This window comes from Sphingomonas sp. BK036 (genome assembly GCF_004216825.1).
Lineage (GTDB): Bacteria > Pseudomonadota > Alphaproteobacteria > Sphingomonadales > Sphingomonadaceae > Sphingomonas.
This window is the reverse complement of sequence record NZ_SGXR01000003.1, coordinates 926,844-942,777: the sequence shown is the minus strand read 5'-3', so window position 1 is coordinate 942,777 and position 15,934 is coordinate 926,844. Positions and strand designations below refer to the sequence as shown.

Below are 15,934 nucleotides of genomic sequence, written 5' to 3'. Positions count from 1 at the left end.
CGCCGCTTGGAAGATAATCGGTATCGAGAGGGGGGAGACGTCGACCGCGTGCAAGGCCGGTCGACAGGGTCTGGGTAGACACTACCCGAAGGTAGTGGTGGACAGGGCTGGATTCGAACCAGCGTACGCTTGCACGGGCAGATTTACAGTCTGCTGCCTTTAACCACTCGGCCACCTGTCCAGATGGGCCGCTTATCAAAGCGAGGCGGCTCAATGGCGAAGCGCGCCCTGTGTGTCAACGCAGGTTTTGCGAAGTTTCGCGCTTCGCTGTTGCCGCGCGGGGAGAATGCCGACAAGGACGCCGCATACACAGACACGATCGAGAGCGAATATGGCACGCAAGGGACACAGGCCGAGCAAGGCGCCGGCAGGCCGCCCCCGCTTCTGGGGCAAGCACGCGGTTGGCGCCGCACTGAGCAATCCGGAGCGCACGGTGCGCAAGATCCTCGGCACGCGCGAGGCGCTGGCCGGGTTCGATCTGCCTGCCGACGTCCCCGTGACCTATGCCGAGGCAGCGGATCTGGCGCGGCTGGTGCCCGGCGATGCCCCGCATCAGGGCGTGGTGATCGAGGTCGAGCCGCTCGAGGACATGTGGCTCGCCGACCTGCTCGAGCATGGCAAGGACGATAATCGCCCGCTGGTGATCCTCGACGGCGTGACCGATCCGCACAATGTCGGCGCGATCCTGCGCTCGGCGGCGGCGTTCGATGCGCTGGGCATCGTGACCCCCGATCGCAACGCCCCACCCGAATCGGGCACGATCGCGCGCGCCGCATCGGGCGCGCTTGAGTCGGTGCCGTGGATCCGGGTCGTGAACCTGGCGCGTGCTCTCGAGGAGATCGCGGCCGCCGGTTTCTGGCGGATCGGGCTGACCGGCCATGCGACGCAGACGCTGGGCGAGGCGATGGGCACGCAGCGCATCGCGATCGTGCTCGGCGCCGAGGGCGAGGGCATGCGGCAGAATACCGAGCAGCATTGCGACGAGCTCGCCAAGTTGCCGATCTCGGAGAAGGTCGAGAGCCTCAACGTCTCGAATGCCGCCGCGATCGCGCTGTACGCCGTCACAACGCGGTAAAATCGCTCCCTCGCCCCTACGGGGAGAGGGAAGGGGCCCGCCGCACTTGCGGTGGGAAGGGAGAGGGGGGTGGGGCTCGGGACGTTGCATCCCAACGCCCCTCTCCCTTCCGGCGCAAGCGCGCCTCCCTCCCTCTCCCCGAAGGGGCGAGGGACGCGGATCAGTCCTCCGCGGCGATGCGGACCTTCAAGCCGTCCAGCGCATCGGTCAGCTCGATCTGGCACGACAGTCGCGATCCCGCATCGCGGTCGCTGGTCGAATCGAGCAGGTCGTCCTCGTCGGGACCCATGGGCTTCAGTTTGGCCGCAAACTCCGGGTCGACATGGACGTGGCAGGTGGCGCATGAGCAGCAGCCGCCGCACAGCGCCAGGATCTCGTCGATGCCGGCGTCGCGAATGATTTCCATCACCGAAAGCCCCGCTTCGCCCATGATCTCGCGTTCTTCCCCTTCGCGCGTCACGACGATAAGCTTGGGCATGTCATTCTCCGAAAAATCTTCCTCCGTTCATGCCGTTGCACGGCGCCGGGATCAAGCACCATGGGCCTGAACGCCGACCAGCTCAAAACCGCGATGGCGGCCCTGTGCGCGATCGAGCCCGCCTTTGCGGTGGCGGTCGGCAATGCCGGGCACCCCGCGCCGCGGATCAGCGAGCGCGGCTTTGCGACGTTGCTGCGCACCATCGTCGGCCAGCAGGTGAGCGTCGCCTCGGCGCAGGCGGTATGGACCAAGCTCGACACCGTGGTCGGCGGCGCGGGCGACCCCGAGAATATCGCCGCCGCCAGCGACGAGACGCTGCGCAGCGCCGGGCTGTCGCGGCAGAAGCTCGGCTATGCGCGCAGTCTCGCCGACGAGGTGACGAGCGGCCGGCTCGATCTGACCAACCTGCCCGAGGACGACGAGGAGGCGATCGCCGCGCTGGTCCGCGTCAAGGGGATCGGCCGCTGGTCGGCGGAGATCTACCTGCTGTTCGCGGAAGGTCGGACCGACATCTGGCCCGCGGGCGACCTGGCGATCCAGATCGAGGTCGGCCGGATCCTCGGCCACGAGACCCGCCCGAGCGAGAAGCTGACTCGCGAAGTGGCGGAGGCGTGGCGCCCGCACCGCGGCGCGGCAGCGATCTTCGCCTGGCATCATTACCAGGCGGACATGAAGGTGATCTGAGGAAAGGCTTTGCCACCCCCTCCACCCCACTTCCGTCATCCCAGCGAAAGCTGGGATCTCCCCGTTCGAGCTGCGACGCCCGCCAACCGGGATACCCCAGCGTTCGCTGGGGTGACGGGCAGCGGTGAATGCATGGGCAACGGCTTACCCGCGTCATCGCAGCGAAAGCTGGGATATCCCCGTTCGAGCCGCGGCGCCCGCCAACCGGGATACCCCAGCTTTCGCTGGGGTGACGGACGGGAGGGGGCGACTTTGACGGTCTGCCCGGACGCAAGCGCTTGTTCCCGCTCGCCCCGTCCGGCAAAGCAGCCCCCGATGTCAGCGCCCAATCTTCCCGCCTCGGACTTCGCCAACTCGCTCGCCGAGAGTCATCGGACCATCATCATTCCCGAAGGCGCGTCGTTCTGGCGGCGGCTGTTCGCGTTCGTCGGGCCGGGCTACATGGTCGCGGTCGGCTATATGGACCCCGGCAACTGGGCGACCGACATCGCCGGCGGGTCGGCGTTCGGCTATACCCTGCTGTCGGTCGTGCTGCTGTCGAACCTGATGGCGATGGTCCTGCAAGCGCTGTCTGCGCGGCTCGGGATCGTTGCCGGGCTCGATCTCGCCCAGGCCTGCCGCGCGCACTATTCGAAACCGGTTTCGGTCGCGCTCTGGTTCTTCTGCGAAGTCGCGATCATCGCCTGTGATCTAGCCGAAGTGCTCGGTACCGCGATCGCGCTGAAGCTGCTGTTCGGGTTCCCGCTGATCTACGGCGTCGCGATCACCGTGCTCGACGTGTTCCTGATCCTTGCGCTGCAGCGCTTCGGGTTCCGCAAGCTCGAGGCGTTCGTCGTCGCGCTGCTGGTCATCATCGCCGGCTGCTTCGTCTTCGAACTGTTCCTCGCGCGGCCCGACATGGCGGGCGTGCTCGGCGGGCTGGTGCCTACGACCCAGATCGTCACCAACCCGGCGATGCTCTACATCGCGATCGGCATCCTCGGTGCGACCGTGATGCCGCACAATCTCTACCTCCACTCGTCGATCGTCCAGACGCGCGCGTTCGCGCGGGACGAGGCGGGCAAGCGCGACGCGATCACGATGGCGACGATCGACGGCACGGTCGCGCTGGGCCTCGCCTTCTTCATCAACGCCGCGATCCTGATCCTGGCGGCGGCGACCTTCCATGTCGCGGGGCGCACCGACGTCGCGGAGATCGATCAGGCGTATGAACTGCTCGCGCCGATGCTCGGCATGGGCGCGGCGAGCGTCCTGTTCGCGGTGGCGCTGCTGGCGTCGGGACAGAACTCGACGGTGACGGGCACGCTCGCGGGGCAGATCGTGATGGAGGGCTTCCTCAACCTGCGCATGCCCGTCTGGGCGCGGCGACTGGTGACTCGGCTGCTCGCGATCGTCCCCGCGGTGTTCGTGATCGGTGCGACGGGTGATTCTGGCGCGACGAAGCTGCTGGTGCTGAGCCAGGTCGTGCTCAGCCTCCAGCTGCCGTTCGCGGTCGTGCCGCTCGTCAAGTTCACCGGCGACCGCAAGATCATGGGCGATCTGGTGAGCCCGGCCTGGTTGAAGATCCTCGCCTGGGGAATCGCCGCGGTGATCATCGGGCTGAACGCCACGTTGCTGATCGGGATGCTCTGAAACCTGCCCCGTCATCCTGACGAAAGTCAGGATCCAGGATTACGAGGGATGGCCGTCTTGGCTCTGGATCCTGACTTTCGTCAGGATGACGAAAGGAGGTCAGGCGACGGGCGCACCGGCATTCGGGAGGCTGGCGTCCTTGGCGGGCTTCTTGGCGAACAGGGCGCGATCTGCCGGCCCGAACGCGTATTTCCACAAGATATACAGATAAGTCGCGGCAATGGCGGGCTCGCCGACGGCCAGCTCGACCCATTCGTAGCGCTTGGGAAGCGCGGTGAACCCGGCCCCGACGACGATCGCGGCGAGCGCGGCCCAGACCAGCGGCCAGCGCCACGGCGACACGTTCGCGCCCAGCAGGTGCCCGAGCAGCTTCGACTTGATGATTGACGTAAGCGCGACCGACAGCATCAGCGCGATCGCCGGCCCCGCTGCCTGGTAGTTGACCGGATAGCCCAAGCGACGGATCGCGAAGATCAGCGCGAAGCTCAGGCCGATCTGGAAGGCGAGCATCGCCGCCGAGATCATCAGGTTGCGGTGGCGCGCGATATAGACGAGCGCCGATTCGCAGACCGCACCGGTCGAGGCGAGGAATTCGGCAGTCAGCAGGAACGCGAGCGCGGCGGTGCCCGCGACGAATTGCGGGCCGACCACGCCCATCACGGCCTCGCCGGGGATCGAGCCCATCAGCGCGAGGCCGCCTTGCGCGGCCATAATCCAGAACGCAACCTGGCGGACCTGGTTGGCGATCGCGGCGCGGTCGTTGATCGCGAGGCTGTGCGTGATGACGGGGCCGAGGATCGGATCGAAGCTGGTCTTGAGCTTCTGCGGGAGGCTCGCGACCTGCTGCGCCATATAATAGATGCCGACGACTTTCGGCTCGAACATCACGCCGAGGATGAAGCGATCGACGTTGCGGCTGCCCCATTCGAGGATGTCGGCACCGGCAAGCGGCACGTTGGCGCGCGCGAGCGCGTAGAGCGGGCGCAGGTGCGGCGACCAGCCGCGGGGGACGCCGTAGCTGCGCAGGAACGGCACGAGGCTGGCGATCAGCGCCGCGGTCATCGACGCGACATAGCTGAGCACCAGGCCGTCGCGGATCGTGAAGTAGGAGAACGCCCAGGCGGCGATCGAGATCGTCCATGGCTCGACCACCGCGCGCGCGGTGACCGCGGCCTTGACGTTCAGGCGATAGGCGAGCGCTGCGAGGCTGACGTCGGACCAGGCGATCGCGACGATGATCAGCGGCAGGAACCGGTCGAGCCCGGTGATCGCGCTGTTCGGGTACATGATCTGCGGGAAGGTGCAGAGGACCGCGCTGGCGATCAGCGAGGCGACAAAGGCGACCGCCATCGCATCCCACACGACGTTGGCGTGCGGGCGATCCGCGCTGCTGAGCGCCTGCGCGAGCCCGCGCTTGAGCCCGAGCGTGGCCAGCAACGCGGCGAGTTCGACCACCACGACCGCGATCGCGAAGCGGCCGACCAGGTCGGGACCGTAGATGCGGCCGGCGATGAACAGGAACGGGATCCGCGCGGCAAGGCGCAGGACGAAGCCGGCGATGTTGGTCCGACCACCCTTGGCGAGCGTGTCGATATCCTGCGTGGATTCGGTCACGCCCGCCAATCCCTAGGCCGTTCGTTTCGAGCGAAGTCGAGAAACGTGTGCGCCGGGCGGGCCGCCTTCTCGACTTCGCTCGAAGCGAACGGGAGGGGAGAGGTACGCGGCAAGCTCAATGCGCTTCGCCCCAGCTCAGGCCGGTGCCGATCTCGATCCCCAGCGGCACATCGAGTGTCACCGCCGGTTCCGCCGCGGTCGCCATGACGCGTTCGATCACGGGCTTGGCCGCCTCGACATCGCCCTCGGGCAGTTCGAACACGAGTTCGTCGTGGACCTGGAGCAGCATGCGCACGTTGGGCAGCCCGGCTTCGAGCAGCGCGGGGCCCATGCGGACCATCGCGCGCTTGATGATGTCCGCGCTCGTCCCCTGGATCGGTGCGTTGATCGCGGCGCGCTCGGCGCCCTGGCGTTCGTGCTGGATCTTCGAGCGAATGCGCGGGAAATGCGTTTTCCGTCCGAACAACGTCGTCGTGAAGCCGGTCGCGCGGACGCTTTCGGTGGTGTCGACGATGTAGCTGGAGATGCCGGGGAAGCGATCGAAATAGCGGTCGATCATCGCCTGCGCCTCGTCCGCGCTCACGTCGAGCCGACCGGCGAGCCCCCAGCGCGAGATGCCGTAGAGGATCGCGAAGTTGATCGTCTTGGCACGGCCGCGCGTGTCGCGGTTGACCTCGCCGAACAGCTCCTGCGCGGTGAGGCTGTGGATGTCGTCGCCGTTCGCGAACGCCTGCTTCAGCGCGGGGACGTTGGCCATGTGCGCGGCCAGCCGCAGCTCGATCTGCGAATAATCGGCGGCGAGGATGACGTTGCCGGGCTCGGCGACGAACGCGTCGCGGATCTGGCGGCCGATCTCGGTGCGGATCGGGATGTTCTGCAGGTTCGGATCGGTCGACGACAGCCGCCCGGTCTGCGCGCCGGTCAACGAGTAGGAGGTGTGGACGCGCCCCGTCGCCGGGTTGATCTGCGCCTGCAACGCATCGGTATAGGTCGATTTTAGCTTCGAGAGCTGACGCCAGTCGAGCACCTTGCGAGCGATCACCGCGCCGGGCGAATCCTTGTCGGCGGCGATCCGCTCGAGTTCGGTGACGTCGGTCGAATAGACGCCGGACTTGCCCTTGCGGCCGCCCTTGATCCCCATCTTCTCGAACAGCACGTCGCCGAGCTGCTTGGGGCTGCCGATCGTGAAGGGCGCGCCGGCGAGCGCGTGGATCTCGGTCTCGAGGCTCGCCATCTGGCCGGCGAACTCGGTCGAGAGCTTCGACAGTTTTGCGGCGTCGACCTTGATGCCGTGCATCTCCATCTGCGCGATGACGGGGACGAGCGGACGATCGACCATCTCGTAGACGCGGGTCGAGCCGTCGGCGGGCAGGCGGCGCTTGAACCGGCGCCACAGGCGCAGCGTCACGTCCGCGTCCTCCGCCGCGTAATGCGTCGCGGCCTTGAGGTCGATTTCGTTGAAGGTCCGCTGCGACTTGCCGGTACCGACCACGTCCTTGAACGCGATGCAGGTGTGCGAGAGGTGCGTGGCGGCGAGTTCGTCCATGCCGTGGCCGTGCAGCCCCGCGTCGAGATCGAAGCTCATCAGGATCGTGTCGTCGAACGGCACGATCGTCACGCCGCCGGTGGCCGCATAGGCGCGGGCGAGGACGATCATGTCGTATTTGAGATTATGGCCGATCTTCAGGATGCTCGGATCTTCCAGCAGCGGCTTCATCTTCGCGAGCACGATCGCGCGGTCGATCTGGACCGGGTTTTCCGCGAGCAGATCGGTGCCGCCATGCGCGATAGGGACGTAGCAGGCGAGGTTCGGATGCAGCGCCAGGCTGATACCGACAAGGTCGGCGCGCGTCGCGTCGATCCCGGTCGTCTCCGTGTCGATCGCGATCCAGCCCTGGTGGCGCGCGATCGTGATCCAGCGGTCGAGCGCCGCCTCGTCGACCACAGTTTCATAGTCGTCGTGCTTGCAGGGCTCGTCCGCGTCCATGTCCGCCACGACGGGCGACTCGGCGACCGGCGCCTCGGCCACCGCCGACAATTTGGCGATCAGCGACTTGAAGCCGTGATGCTCGAGAAACGCGCGAAGCGGCGCGTCGGGGATGCCCTTGAGCTCGAGATCCTCGAGCGGCTCGGGCAGCGCGACGTCGCATTTGAGCGAGACGAGCACCTTCGACAGCCGCGCCATCTCGGCATGCTCGATCAGATTGTCGCGCAGCTTGCTCTTCTTCATGCCGTCGGCGGCGGCGAGCACCGATTCGAGATCGCCATGTTCGAGGATCAGCTTGGCGGCGGTCTTGGGGCCGACGCCGGGGACGCCCGGCACGTTGTCGACGCTGTCGCCCATCAGCGCGAGGACGTCGCCGAGCTGTACGGGCGTGATGCCGAAGAACTTCTCCGCGACATGCTCGGGGCCGAGCCGGCGGTTGTTCATCGTGTCGTACATGTCGAGCCCGGGCTCGATCAGCTGCATTAGATCCTTGTCCGACGAGACGATCGTGACCGACCAGCCCTGCGCCAGCGCCGCCTTCGAATAACAGGCGATGATGTCGTCCGCCTCGAGCCCCTCGGTCTCGATGCACGGCAGCGAGAAGGCGCGCGTGGCGTCGCGGATCATCGGGAACTGGGGGACAAGGTCCTCGGGCGGGGGCGGGCGCTGCGCCTTGTACTTGTCGTAGAGATCGTTGCGGAAGGTCTTCGACGACTTGTCGAGGATGACCGCCATGTGCGTCGGGCCGTCGGCGGCGTGGACCTCGTCCGCGAGCTTCCACAGCATGGTGGTATAGCCATAGACCGCGCCGACCGGCTCGCCATGCTTGTTGGTGAGCGGCGGCAGCCGGTGATAGGCGCGGAAGATATAGCCGGAGCCGTCGACGAGATAGAGATGGGGCATCGCGCGCGGTCTAGCGGATGCGGGGGCGCGGACCAATGGGCGAAGCGTGGTTGTTGGGTATCAGTCGGTGGGAAAAGCGCTGGGGTGTTGGGGCGGCTACCATTCCCGGACGGAGCACCGGCTCTAGCCAAACACCGCCCCTAGCCAAGCATCACCCCGGCGAAGGCCGGGGTCCAGTTGGAAAGGTTGCAGTAACGATGCGTATCGCTTCGTTATCGCCGTCCCCCAACTGGACCCCGGCCTTCGCCGGGGTGGTGCCGTGCTTGGAAGGCGTCGCCTAGCCTACTTCTTGATCAGGCCGATCTCGACCAGTCTTTCGTAGAGATAATCATGCGCGGTGATCGGGTTCGGATAGCGGTTCGCGTTGTCCGGCGTGATCGTGCCCGGCAGCGTCTCGATCAGGAAATCGGGCGCGGGGTGCAGGAAGAACGGCATCGAGTAGCGCGAATGGCCGCGGCGCTCGGGCGGCGGGTTGACGACGCGGTGCGTGGTCGAGGGCAGTACGTTGTTCGTCAGCCGCTGGAGCATGTCGCCGACGTTGACGACCATCGCGCCCTCGGGCGGCTTGATCGACAGCCAGCGACCGTTCGCGCGGTCGAGCAGTTCGAGCCCGGCTTCCTCGGCGCCAAGCAGAAGCGTGATGAGGTTGATATCCTCATGCGCGCCGGCGCGGACGCCTTCGGCATCGGCGGGGATCGGCGGGTAGTGCAGCAGCCGCAGGATGCTGTTGCCGTCCTTGACCGCGGGATCGAACCAGTCGGGTTTCAGCTTCAGGTGGCGCGCGATCGCCGACAGCAGCTTGTCGCCCGCGCGGTCGAACGCAGCGAAGAGCTCGAGGAACACCGGCTTGAACCCCTCGGGCCGCGTCGGCCAGACGTTCGGCGCCATCGTGTCCGCATAGCGATGATCCTCGGGCAGCTCGCGGCCGACGTGCCAGAATTCCTTGAGGTCGACGACCTTGGCATCCTTGGCGATCTCGGTTTTGAACGGCGTATAGCCGCGCGCACCGCCGCCACCGGGGATGTGGTAGCCACGCTTTTCGTCCTCGGGCAGATCGAACAGGAGCTTCGTCTCGGCCCAGGCGCGCTCGATCAGGTCGGCGGGGATGCCGTGATCGGCGACGATCGCGAAGCCGAACCGTTCGAACGATTCGCCGAACGCGGCGGCAAAGCCATCGGGGTCGGTGTCCTGCGTGGCAAGGCTGAGCGTCGGGACCTGGGCGGCGGGCGTGTCGAGCATGGGGTGCGTGTCCGGATTGGTGGCCGTCCGATATAGGCACTCGGGGAAGCCGTGCCAAATGCTAGGGTTAGGGCGAACCGAGATTTCGACCGCCCCCTTGGTTTGAAGGGCAGGGATGGCAGGGCCGCGCTCTTTTGCGTCAGCCGCTGATGACGATCGTGCCCGTCGCCTTGTCCGCGCCGTCGGGGGCGAGTTCGAGGCGGAAGGGTTTGTTCTCGTCGGTCGTGCCGATCAGGTTCGGGCCGTCCGCATGGACCTGATAGCCGACCTTGCCGAGGCGTTGCGCGAACCAGTCGCGGACGATCGCTGGGGTGGCGGGAGCCGCAAACGCGACGCGGAGCCCGCCGGTCTTGTCGTCACCGACGATGTTCAGCGTCTTGATCGACGACCCCGGATACAGCCGCACGCCGTTCAGGTCGAAATCGCCGGCATTGATCTTGATCTTCGGCAGCTTCACCGAGCCCTGGAAGCCGGGGACGTTGATCTTCATCTCGCCCGTCTCGCCGTTGATCGCGCCAAGGACATTGCCGCCATCGGCGTTGATCGACACCGATGCGCCCTCGTCCGAACGGTCGCACGCGGACAGCGCGAGCAGGCCGGCGGTGGCAAGCAGAAGGGGGCGGAACATGGCGGTCTCCCAAGTGTGTTGCGATCGCAATACACATAGGGCGCACGGCGCGATCCCGCAATCCGGCATGCTCGGCACGGATTGCGCCGGTTGACGGGTTCCGCAAGACAGCCCGAGCGGGTAAGGCGCTGGCATCATGCAGACCCAGGACCCCCAATCCGACGCGCCGGCGATGCGTGGCGCGCCGATCGGCTTCGTCGAGTTCGTCGCGCTCGTCGCGTCGCTGATGTCGCTGACCGCACTCGGCATCGATTCGATGCTGCCCGCGCTCCCGGCGATCGGCGACTCGCTCGGCGTCGCGTCGGAGAATGGCCGACAGTTCGTCGTGACCGCGTTCATCATCGGCTTCGGCGTCGCGCAGCTCGTCCATGGTCCGCTCGCGGATAGGTTCGGGCGGCGGACGGTGCTGCTCTGGTCGCTGGCGCTCTACATCGTCGCGAACGTGGCGTGCGCCACCGCGGGAAGCTTCACGCTGTTGCTGGCGGCGCGGGTGTTCGGCGGTGCGGTGATCGCGGCCGCACGCGTGGCGACGATCGCGCTGGTGCGCGACTGCTATCATGGGCGGGCGATGGCGCGGGTCATGTCGATCGCGTTCATGGTGTTCATGATCGTGCCGATCCTGGCGCCGACGTTCGGCTGGACGGTGCTGCAGTTCGGCGACTGGCGCGCCATCTTCTGGACCGTCGCGGCGCTGACGCTGGGCGTGCTCGTCTGGTTCTATCTCCGCATGCCCGAGACGCTGGCGCCCGAGAACGTCCTGCCGATCACGCCGAGCCGGATCTTCAGCGACTGGCGGCAGACGCTCGGCGACCGCAATTCGCTTGGCTACACGCTCGCCTCGACCGCGCTGATGGGGGCGCTGTACGGCTATCTCAATTCGATCCAGCAGGTCATGGCGGACGTGTTTCACAAGCCCGGCCTGCTCGCGCTGATCTTCGCGACGACGTCGGTGACGATGGCGGCGTGCAACCTACTCAACTCGCGGATCGTGATGCGGCTGGGAACCCGGCTGATCAGCCATGGTGCGCTGTCGGTGCTGATCCTGGTGTCGCTGGTCCACCTGTTCGCGATCGAGATCGGGTTCGAGACTCTGGTGAGCTTTGCGGTGTTCCAGGCGCTGACGCTGGGCTGTTTCGGGCTGGCGACGTCGAACTTCTCGGCGATGGCGATGGAGAATATGGGGCGGATCGCGGGTACCGCATCGAGCGTGCAGGGGTTCCTGAGCGTGACCGTGGGCGCGGTCATCGGCGCGGTGATCGGGCAGGCGTTCGACGGGACCACCGTGCCGCTGGTCGCAGGCTTTCTGATCGCCGGGATCGCCGCGCTGGTTGCCATCCTCGTCACCGAGCGCGGGCGGTTGTTCCGGCCTGCATCCACGGCGCCGACGCGCGCTTGAAGGAACCACCGCGCACGTCCACCGTTCGCATCGGGTAGGCCCGCACCGTGCGGGCGTCCTGGAACGAGGGAGTGTGACCATGGGCGGACATCAGGTGCCGAGTGCCGGATCGGGCGACGACGGCTATGACGAAGAAGGCTATGACGAGAGCCAGCGCGCCGAGATCCTCGAGGCCACGCGCAACGGGCCGAGCGACGGCGTCATCCTGACCGACCTCGATCCCGACCTGGGCGAGGACGACACGGACGACGAGTCGATCGACGAGACCGCGATGGACTCCGAAGAGGTCGGCGAGACCGATTCCTCGGTCACGATGGACGAGGATGACATGGACGAGGACGACGTCCAGGATGAACTCGACGATGGCAGCATCGACGAGGACGAGGATCTCAAGGACGCCGACGACGTCGCGCTGAAGCCCTGAACCCCGAACGATCCGCGACGCGCTCAGGCTGAGTGCGTCGCTATTCCCCCGCGTTCGCGAGCACCGCGAGGTCGCGGGGATCAAACGCAGCGCCGGTCGCATCGGTGGGCTGCGCGGCCGTCCGGCCCGGCACCGTCTTGGGCTGCGATTCCGGCGCATCGCTGGCGACGTCATACGCGGTCCACAGGATCCCCGCGGACCACAACAACGCTGCCCAGCGGCTGCGGAAAAGCCTCGAAAATCCCATTCATGCTGCATTGCACACGGGATCTCACCGGCGTGTGAAGCGACAGCGTTAACGGCGGCACAGGCTGATTTTTGCCACTTTTCCGCTGTCTTTCGACCCGGTTCCGGGTGCCGCCGCCATAGTTCGTTCATCAAAGCGACAGGAACCGTTGCTGTAACGCAACACTCGGGAAGAGTTCCCCGATTGTGACGTTTTTTGTGCAACCTTGTGCCCGCCGGCCTGTTTCGACTTGCCTGGACCAACCGGCGCACCGTGCAGTCGGGGATCCACGCAACACTCGAGATAAGGTCACACGCATGCGTAAGCTTTCCCTGGCAATCGCCCTCGCCGCCGCAACGGTCGCAGTTCCCGCCTTCGCGCAGGACATGTCGGCACCGGCCCCCACCGACAACAGCGCGCAGCCCGGCGAAGCAGCAGCGCCCGACGGCTCGAAGGCTTTCGGCATCGAGCCGTATTTCGGCGTGATGGGCGGCTGGGAGCAGTTCGACAACGAGCGTGGCCACGGCATCCCGCAGGCGCTGAACGCTGACAACTCGCTCCGTCGCGGCTACAAGCCCTCGGGCTCGCTGGTCCAGGGCGTGCTCGGCGTGAACGTGCCGCTCGGCCCGGTCTTCGTCGGCGCAGAAGGCAACGTGATCAAGGGTATCGATGGCAACATCGATTGGGAATATGGCGCAGCAGGCCGTTTCGGCTTCCGCGCTGGCGACAGCGGCCTGTTCTACGGCAAGGTCGGCTACCAGTGGGTCAACTTCGACCACTTCTCGGCACGTTCGACCAACGGTGGCAACACCGGTCGTGACTACAGCGCGATCACCTACGGCATCGGCGCAGAAGTCGGTCCGCAGAGCATTGGCCTGAAGGGTATCACCGGCAACGCAGGCTTCCGCATCCGCGCCGAGGTCAACACCTTCGGCGACGCGCAGAGCTTCCGTCCGATGCTCGGCATCATCACGCACTTCTAAGCCCTTGCCTCGCAAGAGGGAATTGCTTGACGCGTGACAGGGGCGGGGAGTGGCTAGGGCCATTTCCCGCCCTTCGTGCGTCTGGCGTCCACGGTGTTGCGAGCGAGTGAAGTAGAGAAAGTAGAGACGCTGGCACGACGTTTGTCGGAGCGAGCGCGTGGCGCCGTTCCGGACCGGATGTGAGCGGGTTGTGCCGTGCCGTGCCATGCGTCGAGCAGAGCATGGCGACCTCGTGTAGGACACCGAAATCCCGCGCATTTCGGGGCAGTGCGTGGCTTGGCGCCGACCATTCTGCCTGCCGATGCGGTCTGCGCGATGTTCACGATGCGTTCGCCTCATTTCTGACTCCGCTGGGCGCAAGTCGAACGGTCGGACAGGTGACAATCGCGCGCGCGCGCGTACGCGCGGGGGACGATGGAGTATGTCTTTGATTTCATGCGGTTGCTGAGCGGCGATCGCGCGGGCGCCACGCGTCGCGGCGGGTCGGGCCGCACGGCCGCGCCCGGTGTCCTGCTACAGCTCCGCCTGGTGTTCTACGGCGTGCTGATCGGGCTGATGATGCCCGTCATCCGCCAGATCGACTGGTCGGCGCTGGTGCCGCCCGGCCTGAAGATCGAATGGCCGACCGGATTCGGGATCGCCTGGCCCGCCGGGCACCTGCGCGTCCCCGGCGGCTGGAGCAAGGCGGCGGACGCGGCAGCAGCGGGGGCGAAGGCGGACGCGTCGTCGGCCGCTGCTTCCGCTGCCGGGGCTGCCACCACCGCCACGGGCGCGCTCGCCACTGCGGCAGGCGTCGCGAGCGCGGCATCGACCGCGGCGGCACTCGCCTCGGCGCTGTCGGGCAGCAAGCCCGTATCGACGCGCTTCACGATCTGCGGCCATGCCAAGCGGATCGACTGCATGGTCGACGGCGACACGTTCTGGATGGCAGGCACCAAGATCCGCATCGCCGACATCGACACGCCGGAGACTCACCCGCCGCGATGCGCGCGCGAAGCACGGCTGGGGCAGGCCGCGACGGTGAAGATGCAGGCGTTGCTCAACGCTGGCCCGTTCACGCTGGTCCCGATCAAGCGCGACGTCGACCGCTACGGCCGCAAACTCCGCCTCGTCGAGCGCGATGGCAAGTCGCTGGGCGCGGAACTGGTCCGCCACGGCCTCGCGCGGCAGTATGGCGGGGGGAAGCGCTCGCCTTGGTGTGGGTGGGCGTGAGGTCGCTTTTCGGACGACGGGATTTGGCGTAACGTCGCAACAATGACGCGCGAAAAGGTCCTGTTCGAAACCAGCGACGCTGCCGCAGAAGCGGAGGCCGATGCGCGGGCCGACTCCGATGTGCGTCATGGACGAATGATCAGCAATGATGCGGTGAAGCGGTGGCTGTCGTTAATGGGTCCACCCGGACCTTTGCCCCGGCCTCGTATAGGCGATTAAGTTGCGCACCGTCTGGACGGAGGATTTCAGGGCTACAGACAATATTCAAGTTTTGTCATTAACTATCATGCGGCGTCGTGCATGCCTAGTCGTAGCCGATCGCTCAGCAATGGCAGAAGATCGTTATCCTCGTCTACTCGCAACATCCGAAGATCTTTAACGGAGCGGCCGAACCAAGCGTAACGTCGGTCCAAATCCTGCACGGCTAGAACACAGCGTACGGCATCGGAATTCTCGTCGCCGAAATATACGCTTCCCTGCTGTCGGTTAAAGCCGTACTCGGCCATCACAGACGCAATCTGAGCGTAACAGTTACGCCAGCCTGATCCGCAAGCTGCCTCGGCAGCTCCGGTATCCAAGTCAAATGCAATTGCGTACACTCTTTTTGCCCTTCTCTGAGCCGCAACTCGCGGCTGAGTCCGCTTTGTTTTCAGCGATACCACAGTCATGAATGGTCCTTTCAGGAAGCGCATAGTGCAGCATCCCTCTAGACGATTTGACCATGATTTGCTAGCAGAAGGCCATGGCCGCGGTTATGCCGCAGCCATGGCGATCGCTAGCTCAGTAATAAGAGCAACGGGTAGCTAAGGGGTTGCCGCCCCTGCCACCCTGCGGAATGATTGGTCATTCCTGTGGTCTCCATTCTAGCGCGTGAGGCGCGGTTTCTGCCCCGCCTAGCAGTTCATCGAACTCGCTAGACGGGGCATTTTCTTTGTAAGCATATTCGCTTACTATTGCGTGGGCTTTCACGTCATCAGCGACAGTCCAACCTGACTTGCCGTGGCTCGTGATATCTGCGCTCCTTGAAAGAAGAGCGCCGACAGCGTTAACTTTGTTTTCGCCGGTAATTTCGACATTCATCGCTTCTAGAAACTCGACGATGTCGCGGGTTTTAACCGGGCCGGAACTCATCAGCATTACCGACATTGCGGTAGATACTATCCGCTTACCGTATGATCCAAAGCCTTCAATCGATGCTTTTTCGCGACTACCAGTAGGCGAGGAAGTTGGGCGGACATTTGCGGCTGTGGATACGGCGGCAGCGAATGGCAGGCTAACGTTGTTAGCGGGATCACCTTGGCCGTAAGCCGCGAGCAGATCACGAACCGCCTTAAGTTTGCGCGAGAGGTCCGCTTCCTCGACTCGCATCCGGGTAATGATGTCACCGTCCATGATAGCACCCTTCAGGAACTTATGTAGCACGTAACGTGTGGCGTGCCAAGCGGTCACGTCA

General features: G+C 65.7%; 14 protein-coding genes and 1 tRNA gene. 7 read left to right on the top strand and 8 right to left on the bottom strand.

Annotated features, from left to right (window positions below; all coding sequences use genetic code 11):
• Positions 1–95 precede the first annotated feature (95 nt).
• Positions 96–181 (bottom strand) — tRNA-Tyr (locus tag EV283_RS04425).
• Positions 182–331: 150 nt separating this feature from the next.
• Here EV283_RS04425 and rlmB point away from each other — a divergent pair.
• On the top strand, positions 332–1,075 hold the full coding sequence (gene rlmB / locus EV283_RS04420) for a 23S rRNA (guanosine(2251)-2'-O)-methyltransferase RlmB (RefSeq protein ID WP_130322951.1): 744 nt from the start codon (positions 332–334) through the stop codon (positions 1,073–1,075).
• 160 nt (positions 1,076–1,235) lie between these two features.
• On the opposite strand, the gene EV283_RS04415 is transcribed toward rlmB, so the two are convergent.
• Positions 1,236–1,553: a 2Fe-2S iron-sulfur cluster-binding protein gene (locus EV283_RS04415; RefSeq protein WP_130322949.1), complete on the bottom strand. Its 318-nt coding sequence runs from the start codon at positions 1,551–1,553 to the stop codon at positions 1,236–1,238.
• Positions 1,554–1,613: 60 nt separating this feature from the next.
• Between EV283_RS04415 and EV283_RS04410 the strand changes: the two genes are divergently transcribed.
• Both EV283_RS04410 and EV283_RS04405 read left to right on the top strand, forming a co-directional pair.
• On the top strand, positions 1,614–2,237 hold the full coding sequence (locus tag EV283_RS04410) for a DNA-3-methyladenine glycosylase (protein ID WP_130322947.1): 624 nt from the start codon (positions 1,614–1,616) through the stop codon (positions 2,235–2,237).
• 315 nt (positions 2,238–2,552) lie between these two features.
• Positions 2,553–3,869 carry an Nramp family divalent metal transporter gene (locus tag EV283_RS04405; protein ID WP_130322945.1) on the top strand — a complete coding sequence of 439 codons (1,317 nt, stop codon included), beginning with the start codon at positions 2,553–2,555 and terminating at the stop codon, positions 3,867–3,869.
• A gap of 99 nt (positions 3,870–3,968) precedes the next feature.
• Here EV283_RS04405 and EV283_RS04400 read toward each other — a convergent pair whose 3' ends face one another.
• The 4 genes from EV283_RS04400 to EV283_RS04385 all read right to left on the bottom strand — a co-directional run bounded on the left by EV283_RS04400 (position 3,969) and on the right by EV283_RS04385 (position 10,240).
• Positions 3,969–5,483, bottom strand: coding sequence for an oligosaccharide flippase family protein (locus EV283_RS04400; RefSeq protein ID WP_130322943.1), 1,515 nt, complete (start codon positions 5,481–5,483; stop codon positions 3,969–3,971).
• Positions 5,484–5,598: 115 nt separating this feature from the next.
• Positions 5,599–8,373 (bottom strand): DNA polymerase I, encoded by a 2,775-nt coding sequence (polA, locus tag EV283_RS04395; protein WP_130322941.1) that lies wholly within the window; start codon positions 8,371–8,373, stop codon positions 5,599–5,601.
• Positions 8,374–8,655: 282 nt separating this feature from the next.
• On the bottom strand, positions 8,656–9,612 hold the full coding sequence (locus EV283_RS04390) for a 2-oxoglutarate and iron-dependent oxygenase domain-containing protein (RefSeq protein WP_130322939.1): 957 nt from the start codon (positions 9,610–9,612) through the stop codon (positions 8,656–8,658).
• Between the two features lie 139 nt (positions 9,613–9,751).
• Complete coding sequence (locus EV283_RS04385) at positions 9,752–10,240, bottom strand: hypothetical protein (RefSeq protein WP_130322937.1); 489 nt, start codon at positions 10,238–10,240, stop codon at positions 9,752–9,754.
• 136 nt (positions 10,241–10,376) lie between these two features.
• On the opposite strand from EV283_RS04385, the gene EV283_RS04380 reads away from it, so the two are divergent.
• Both EV283_RS04380 and EV283_RS04375 read left to right on the top strand, forming a co-directional pair.
• A complete protein-coding gene (locus EV283_RS04380) occupies positions 10,377–11,636 on the top strand; it encodes a multidrug effflux MFS transporter (protein ID WP_130322935.1) in 1,260 nt (419 codons plus the stop codon).
• A gap of 79 nt (positions 11,637–11,715) precedes the next feature.
• The gene (locus EV283_RS04375; protein WP_056412184.1) at positions 11,716–12,060 is read left to right on the top strand and encodes a hypothetical protein; all 345 of its coding nucleotides are present in this window, start codon (positions 11,716–11,718) and stop codon (positions 12,058–12,060) included.
• 40 nt (positions 12,061–12,100) lie between these two features.
• Here the strand turns inward: EV283_RS04375 and EV283_RS04370 are convergent, their stop codons facing one another.
• Complete coding sequence (locus EV283_RS04370) at positions 12,101–12,307, bottom strand: hypothetical protein (protein WP_130322933.1); 207 nt, start codon at positions 12,305–12,307, stop codon at positions 12,101–12,103.
• 296 nt (positions 12,308–12,603) lie between these two features.
• Here EV283_RS04370 and EV283_RS04365 point away from each other — a divergent pair, with 296 nt between their 5' ends.
• On the top strand, positions 12,604–13,269 hold the full coding sequence (locus tag EV283_RS04365) for a hypothetical protein (RefSeq protein WP_056412176.1): 666 nt from the start codon (positions 12,604–12,606) through the stop codon (positions 13,267–13,269).
• A 435-nt stretch (positions 13,270–13,704) separates the two neighbouring features.
• Positions 13,705–14,481, top strand: a complete 777-nt coding sequence (locus tag EV283_RS19380; protein ID WP_242615778.1) for a thermonuclease family protein — start codon at positions 13,705–13,707, stop codon at positions 14,479–14,481.
• A gap of 843 nt (positions 14,482–15,324) precedes the next feature.
• Here EV283_RS19380 and EV283_RS04345 read toward each other — a convergent pair.
• A complete protein-coding gene (locus EV283_RS04345) occupies positions 15,325–15,873 on the bottom strand; it encodes a hypothetical protein (protein ID WP_130322929.1) in 549 nt (182 codons plus the stop codon).
• Between the last annotated feature and the right edge of the window lie 61 nt (positions 15,874–15,934).

Coding starts and splice junctions, on each gene's coding strand:
- rlmB (WP_130322951.1), top strand. CDS start 332: ATGGCACGCAAGGGACACAGGCCGAGCAAGGCGCCGGCAGGCCGCCCC.
- EV283_RS04415 (WP_130322949.1), bottom strand. CDS start 1,553: ATGCCCAAGCTTATCGTCGTGACGCGCGAAGGGGAAGAACGCGAGATC.
- EV283_RS04410 (WP_130322947.1), top strand. CDS start 1,614: ATGGGCCTGAACGCCGACCAGCTCAAAACCGCGATGGCGGCCCTGTGC.
- EV283_RS04405 (WP_130322945.1), top strand. CDS start 2,553: ATGTCAGCGCCCAATCTTCCCGCCTCGGACTTCGCCAACTCGCTCGCC.
- polA (WP_130322941.1), bottom strand. CDS start 8,373: ATGCCCCATCTCTATCTCGTCGACGGCTCCGGCTATATCTTCCGCGCC.
- EV283_RS04390 (WP_130322939.1), bottom strand. CDS start 9,612: ATGCTCGACACGCCCGCCGCCCAGGTCCCGACGCTCAGCCTTGCCACG.
- EV283_RS04385 (WP_130322937.1), bottom strand. CDS start 10,240: ATGTTCCGCCCCCTTCTGCTTGCCACCGCCGGCCTGCTCGCGCTGTCC.
- EV283_RS04380 (WP_130322935.1), top strand. CDS start 10,377: ATGCAGACCCAGGACCCCCAATCCGACGCGCCGGCGATGCGTGGCGCG.
- EV283_RS04375 (WP_056412184.1), top strand. CDS start 11,716: ATGGGCGGACATCAGGTGCCGAGTGCCGGATCGGGCGACGACGGCTAT.
- EV283_RS04370 (WP_130322933.1), bottom strand. CDS start 12,307: ATGGGATTTTCGAGGCTTTTCCGCAGCCGCTGGGCAGCGTTGTTGTGG.
- EV283_RS04365 (WP_056412176.1), top strand. CDS start 12,604: ATGCGTAAGCTTTCCCTGGCAATCGCCCTCGCCGCCGCAACGGTCGCA.
- EV283_RS19380 (WP_242615778.1), top strand. CDS start 13,705: ATGCGGTTGCTGAGCGGCGATCGCGCGGGCGCCACGCGTCGCGGCGGG.
- EV283_RS04345 (WP_130322929.1), bottom strand. CDS start 15,873: ATGGACGGTGACATCATTACCCGGATGCGAGTCGAGGAAGCGGACCTC.